The organism is Streptomyces albidochromogenes, assembly GCF_005981925.1.
Lineage (GTDB): Bacteria > Actinomycetota > Actinomycetes > Streptomycetales > Streptomycetaceae > Streptomyces > Streptomyces albidochromogenes.
In genome coordinates this window covers 1-5,954 of the sequence record NZ_VBVX01000362.1, presented here as the reverse complement: position 1 = coordinate 5,954, position 5,954 = coordinate 1, and the positions used below count along the sequence as shown (strand labels likewise).

Genomic DNA, 5,954 nt, shown 5'->3' with positions numbered 1-5,954 from the left:
ACACGCCCCCACTCCGACGGAGCGGGACGCGCAGGCGCCGCCCCCGCCGCCCCAGCCGACGCCCACGGTCAGGGACTCCGCATCCGACCCCGACTCCTCCCGCAGGCCCGTACCCGACCGCCCGAGCACCCCGCCCGTGCCCCGGCCCACGGCCGAGGACGACGTGGTCTCGCTCGGCGGGAGGGGCCGACAGGGGGCCGCCGACGGTGCGACCGTCCGGCGGCGCGCTCTGAGCCGGCGCTCCACCGTCGTCGCGGTGGCCGTGGCCACGCTCGCCGCCGGCTCCGTCCTGACCTGGACCCTCAATCTCGACAACTCGCCCGGCGGCGACGGCGGTGCGGCGGGCAGCGGCTCCGCTGGTTCTCCCGCGACCGTGGTGATCGGAGTGGACGCACCGCTCAGCGGCGCCCTGTCCTCCCTGGGCGTCGGCATCAAGAACTCCGCCGACCTGGCAGCCAGGACCGCCAACCGGACCCGGCACGTACCCGGCGTGAAGTTCCAGATCAAGGCCCTGGACGACGAGTCCTCTCCCGCCAAGGGCGGGCCGAACGCGGCCCGGTTCATCGGCGACGAGAAGGTGCTGGGAGTCGTCGGTCCGCTCAACTCCGGCGTCGCCCAGACCATGGCGGAACCGCTCGCACAGGCGAACCTCGTCAACGTGTCGCCGGCCAACACCAGCCCCGTACTGACACTGGGCCCCCACTGGGCCGAAGGCACCAAGTCGCGCCCGTACAAGACCTACTTCCGAACGGTTGCCACGGACGTGGACCAGGGCCCGTTCGCCGCCCGGTACCTCCACGACGAGGCCGGGAAGACGAAGCTCTATGTCATCGACGACAGCAGCGACTACGGCACCAGCCTGACCTCCGGGTTCACGGCCGAGTTCGCGAAGCTCGGCGGATCCGTCGTCGGCACGGAGCAAGTCGACGCCGAGGAAGAGGACTTCGCGGGCCTCGCCGCGAGGGTCCGCAGCTCCGGAGCCGAGGCCGTCTACTTCGGCGGCTACTACACCACCGCGGCCCCGCTCTCCCGGCAGCTCAAGCAGGCGGGCCTGGACATTCCGCTGATGGGCGGCGACGGTGTCTTCGACCAGCAGTTCCTGGAGACCGATCCGAAGCCCGAGGGCGACCTCGCCACCAACATCGGCGAACCCGCCGAGAGCCTGGCGAGAGGAGAGACCTTCCTCGCGCAGTACCGCAAGGCGGGGTACCCCGAGGCGGCCGGCTCGTACGGCCCCTACGCGTACGACGCGGCCTGGGCTGTCATCGAAGCGGTGAAGGACGTCATGGCGGCCCACGGAGGTCTCCCCGAGGACGCCCGGGCGAAGATGCCGCAGGCGGTCGCGGGGCTGAGGTTCGACGGCGTCACGGGACGTGTGGCCTTCGACAAGTACGGCGACACCGTCAACCGCCGGCTGACGGTGTACGAGGTGAAGGACGGCAGCTGGACGACCGTGAAGAGCGGCTCCCGCAACCCCTGACGGGCCTCTGCGCTTCGCTCCGCCTGCGATGCCACCTCGCGGAAGAAGGCCGGGCCCTCCGCGGCTAGTGAGGGAAGCGCCGGGGCGGGCGGGTCACGACGGTGTCGCGGAACTCGGCGATCCTGGAGTGGACCTGGCGCATCAGCTGGGTGTCCTCGATCCGGTCCAGGTACAGGCAGCGCGCTGCCAGGCCGGGAAGCTCGAAGGCGAAGTACAGGGACATGAGCGGGTTCACGAACAACTCGCCGCCCCGGGTGCGTTCGGTGAACTGGACGTCGCCGAACGAGCCGTGCACGGCGGCGGCGATCGAACCGTTCACGATGCTGGGGTGGTCCGGGGTGCGGTGCTGGGCGTGCGCCACCGCGTCGAGGTACAGCGCGCCCTCCCGGGTGGCACGCGGTAGGGAGAACGCCCCGAGGTACGCGCCGTCGCGTTCCAGCGCGGCGATGTTCTCCAGCACCTGTACGTGGTTGACGCCGTGGTACGCGTCCACCCCGAAGCCGAGCGACACCACGAGCCGGGTCGGTACGCCGTCCAGCGCGGCCAGCGCCGCCACGCTGGTCAGGTCCTCCTCCGGAGTGCCCAGACCGGCTTCGTCGCCGCGCATGAGGATGTCCGTACCGCCGTCGACCAGTACCACGGCGTCGATGCGGTGCAGGTCGATCAGCGCTTGGTAGGCGGCGCGCAGGGGGAGCACCCCGGTCTGAGGGAAGGCGTAGACGGTGGACGGGTAGCCGTGCAGGTGCAGCCACTGGGCGAGCGTCCGCTCCGGGAAGTAGCTCTGGTGGGGAGCGGACTGCGGAGTGACGGCGGCCAGGTCGGGGGCCGCCCAGTCGTCGACGGGCAGACCTGCGAGCGCGCTGAAGGAGAGGTTCGCGAGATGGACTTCCTTGCCCTGGTGGATCAGGGAGAGGGCCAACGGCAGGCCGGAGTAGATGTCGAAGCCGCCGCCCGCGCCGGCGACCAGGATGCGTTCGGCGTCGGCGAGGCGGGTGAAGAGCGGATTGGTGTGGAGGGATGTCATGGCGACCATTGTCCGAGCGCCTGCCGTCGGCGCTCCTGCGGCCGGCGGCCAAACCCAGTGGTTGCAGGCAGGATGACCCACGCGGCGAGTGCCGCCGCGGCACCAGGGAGACTCCGCATGGCTGATTGCTATCCGTACCGAATCACGTCCCGAAGAAACGATCTGACGCTGATCTGGCGGCCTGGAGAGGACGATGCCGCTGATGAGCTTGTCGTCGATGGAGAAGGAAGAATCCTCGCTTTCCCTCACCTCGAAGCGCTGCGGGCATTCTGCGACCGCAACGGGTGGGAACTCGTCCCGGAGGGCGGGGCCACTCTCGATCTGGGCCTCGTACGACGGTGGGTCGAGTTCCCCGGCCATGGTGCGGTGCCGGCGGGGCTGCTGCTGGACGCGTGGAACTTCTTCGAGGACCTCTGCCACAGCCTGAAGGCCACGCCGCTCTCTTCTCCCCGGGGACGGGTCCATGACAGCGCGTACGAAAAGATCTTCGGTGGTGAGGCTCTCGAACCGACCGCCGGCGAAGGCGCCTGGACGGAAGAGGAGACTGCGGCTGTGCGCGGACTCCTCCGTGCGGGGCTGGGCCTCTGGGAACAGGCCGTGCCTGAATGCGGCACCGGCTGACGGTGTTTCGGGGACGTCGAAGAACCGGCACGATGCGGGCCGGTCACTGCCCGTCCCTGCCGAACCGCTCAATGGCCTCAAGGATCGCGTCCCGCATCGTGCGGCTGCCCGTGTGGCCAGAGTCGTCGATCACCTGCAGCTCTGCGCCCGGCCACGCCTTGCTCAGCTCCCACGCGGTCTTCAGCGGGCTCCCCAGGTCGAGCCGGCCGTGGATCAGCACCGCTGGGATCCCGGCCAGCCGGCCCGCGTCGCGCAGGAGCTGCCCGTCCTCCAGCCAGGCGTCGTTGGCGAAGTAGTGCGTGCAGATCCGGACGAAAGCCAGCAACGCGTCGTCGGGCTTGTCGCTGTACGCGCCCGGCTTGCCGAGTGCCTCGTGGGCGATGACGGCGTCCTCCCAGGCACACCAGTCCCGCGCGGCCTTGCTCCGGACTGCCTCGTCGGGGCTGTTCATGAGCCGGTGGTAGGCGGCCACGAGATCGCCGCCCCGGTCCGCCGCCGGCAGGGCGTCACGAAATGCCTCCCAGGGCCCGGGCAGCAGGCGTCCGACACCGCGGTAGAGCCAGTCGGTCTCCTCGGGCCTGGTCATGGTGACGCCGGCGATGACGATTTCGGAGACCCGCGCCGGGTGGCGCTCGGCATAGGCGAGAATCAGCGTCGAACCCCAGGAACCGCCGTAGAGGAGCCAGCGCTCGACCCCCAGGTGCTCGCGCAGCCGCTCCATGTCGGCGATCAGGTGCTCGGTGGTGTTGTGATCGAGACTGACGGCCGGGTCGGAGGCGTGCGGCCGGCTCTCACCACAGCCCCGCTGATCGAACAGGACGATCCGGTAGACCTCAGGGTCGAACAGCCCGCGGCTGCCGCGCCCGCCCCCGCTGCCGGGACCGCCGTGCACGCACAAGGCAGCCTTTCCGCCGGGGTTGCCGGTGGTCTCCCAGTAGATCCGATGGCCGTCGCCGACGTCGAGCAGGCCGTGCGCGTACGGTTCGACGGGCGGGTATGGCCGGGCCATGGCGGTCTCCTCCTGAGTGCGCGAGGTACAAGCTCGCGAGGTTAGTACGTGCGGACATGAGGAGGCGGGGGAGCGACAAGGGACGAAGCCGGCCTGGGCCCTGGCACGCTCCTGCGCCACCGCTTCGCCGGCCAGTGCGCCACCGACACCATCCGCCTGCCCGGATGGCGGGAACGCACCGCCGAAGGGAAGCGGGGAAACGGACGCGAGCGATGGAGGAACGGTGGGCAACCTTGTCGTCGTAGGAGTGGACGGCTCGTCGTCGATGCGGTCGACTTCGCCTTCGCGGAGGCGGCGCTGCGCGGGGCCGAGATCGTGGCCGTGCACACGTGGCTGCCGGACTACGTGCCGCCCGGTACGGGGCCGGAGAGTGCGGAGCGTCTGCTGGCCCAGGCACTCGCCGGCCGCACGGAGAGGTTCCCGGACGTCACGGCAGGCTGGAAGTGCTGAGTGGCTGGGTTCGGTGAGCCAGGCACTGCTGCAGCACGCGCACTGCCCCGTCACCGTCGTACGGGGCACTGCGTGACCAGACGCCCGGTGCGCAGGCAGGTCAGACCGCTGGAAGCGTGTACAGATGGTCGGCGTGGGAGACCAGGAGGCGGCTGCCCGCCTGGGTGATCTGCCATTCGCCGTCGTCCTTGACGCCGTCGTTGTAGGTCCAGCGGTACGAGCCGTCCTCGGCCGACAACGCGTAGACGCCGCCCTGCTCGAAGAACGAGGCGATGTAGAGGGAGTCGTCCGTACGGACCATCCACTCGCCGAACTCCCGGTTGCCCAGCTCCTCGCTCATCCAGATCTTCTTGCTCGTCTTCGGCTCGATCGCCCAGACACCCTGGTCGTAGTCCATGACGTACAGCACGCCCCGCAGGACGGACGGCCGGTGGAAGCCGCGACGGCCGTTCGGCGAGAGCTTCCAGACGTCGCGGCCGGTCTTCAGGTCGACGGCGCGCAGGAGGTTGTCGCCGCCGAGGAAGGCCATGCCGCCGAAGAGGGTGGGCTGGACCTCGTCGTCGGCGATCCTGCGGTTCCAGCGCTGTGTTCCCGTGCGCGCGTCGCGGACGGTGAGGTTCTTCAGGTCGTCGTCGATCGCGCCGTGGGTGTAGACGAGGTGTCCGTCGCCGACCGTGAGCGCGATGTCGTCCTGCGTCCCCTCGTCGCGCTGCTCCTGCCAGACGATCTCGCGGGTGCGGATGTCGATGGCCGCGATGGCGTTCAGGCGCTTGTCGATGTCGTCGTCCGTGAGGACGGCGACGACGTACACCCGCTGGTCGTCGACCGCGGCGACCTGGACCTCCCCGTCCATCGTGCCGCCGAGCCGGGTGCGCCAGGATTCCTTGCCGGTGCGGATGTCGTAGCCGATGACCGTGCCGTCGTAGTCGGGGCCGGGCAGGAAGAGCGTGTTGCCGGAGACGGTGAGCGTGTCGGCGGGCCCGCTGATCTCCTTGCGGGCCCACTTCCGCTTGCCCGTCCTGACGTCGTACGCCGCCGTGGTGTCGCCGAGCACCAGGAAGGAGTCGCCGAACACCCTCGGCGGCACGTCGTAGTTGCGGGAGAGGCTCGCCGCCCGGGTGTGCCACAGCGGCTGCGGGGCGACGCCGTTCGGCGGGGTCTTGAAGACCTCGGGCTCGGCGTTGTGCGACGCCTTGCCGTCCTTGCCGTCGGCCTTCGTCCTCTTCTCGCTCCCGTCGCGGGTGAGCCACCACGCACCGCCCGTCCCGGCGGCGGCCACCCCCGCGACACCGCCCGCGGCCAGGCCGAGGAAGCGACGGCGGGAGGGGGCGGGAGACCCGGCGGACGTGGGGGCCTGAGCGGACGTCGGG

Annotated in this window: 5 protein-coding genes and 1 pseudogene; 3 read left to right on the top strand and 3 right to left on the bottom strand. The window is 70.5% G+C overall.

What is annotated here, in order from left to right; genetic code table 11:
* Positions 1-136 precede the first annotated feature (136 nt).
* Positions 137-1,480, top strand: a complete 1,344-nt coding sequence (locus E2E34_RS30035; RefSeq protein WP_244316254.1) for a branched-chain amino acid ABC transporter substrate-binding protein — start codon at positions 137-139, stop codon at positions 1,478-1,480.
* Between the two features lie 64 nt (positions 1,481-1,544).
* On the opposite strand, the gene E2E34_RS30030 is transcribed toward E2E34_RS30035, so the two are convergent.
* Positions 1,545-2,504: a DUF1152 domain-containing protein gene (locus E2E34_RS30030; RefSeq protein ID WP_138905022.1), complete on the bottom strand. Its 960-nt coding sequence runs from the start codon at positions 2,502-2,504 to the stop codon at positions 1,545-1,547.
* A gap of 117 nt (positions 2,505-2,621) precedes the next feature.
* Here E2E34_RS30030 and E2E34_RS30025 point away from each other — a divergent pair, with 117 nt between their 5' ends.
* Positions 2,622-3,125, top strand: a complete 504-nt coding sequence (locus E2E34_RS30025; protein WP_138905021.1) for a hypothetical protein — start codon at positions 2,622-2,624, stop codon at positions 3,123-3,125.
* Positions 3,126-3,168: 43 nt separating this feature from the next.
* Here E2E34_RS30025 and pip read toward each other — a convergent pair whose 3' ends face one another.
* Positions 3,169-4,134: a prolyl aminopeptidase gene (pip, locus tag E2E34_RS30020; RefSeq protein WP_138905020.1), complete on the bottom strand. Its 966-nt coding sequence runs from the start codon at positions 4,132-4,134 to the stop codon at positions 3,169-3,171.
* A gap of 267 nt (positions 4,135-4,401) precedes the next feature.
* Here pip and E2E34_RS36740 point away from each other — a divergent pair.
* Positions 4,402-4,660: pseudogene (locus E2E34_RS36740) on the top strand (universal stress protein); the annotation flags it as partial.
* A gap of 24 nt (positions 4,661-4,684) precedes the next feature.
* Here E2E34_RS36740 and E2E34_RS30010 read toward each other — a convergent pair.
* On the bottom strand, positions 4,685-5,954 hold a 1,270-nt coding region (locus tag E2E34_RS30010), incomplete at its 5' end, for an outer membrane protein assembly factor BamB family protein (protein WP_167518421.1).

Coding starts and splice junctions, on each gene's coding strand:
- E2E34_RS30030 (WP_138905022.1), bottom strand. CDS start 2,504: ATGACATCCCTCCACACCAATCCGCTCTTCACCCGCCTCGCCGACGCC.
- E2E34_RS30025 (WP_138905021.1), top strand. CDS start 2,622: ATGGCTGATTGCTATCCGTACCGAATCACGTCCCGAAGAAACGATCTG.
- pip (WP_138905020.1), bottom strand. CDS start 4,134: ATGGCCCGGCCATACCCGCCCGTCGAACCGTACGCGCACGGCCTGCTC.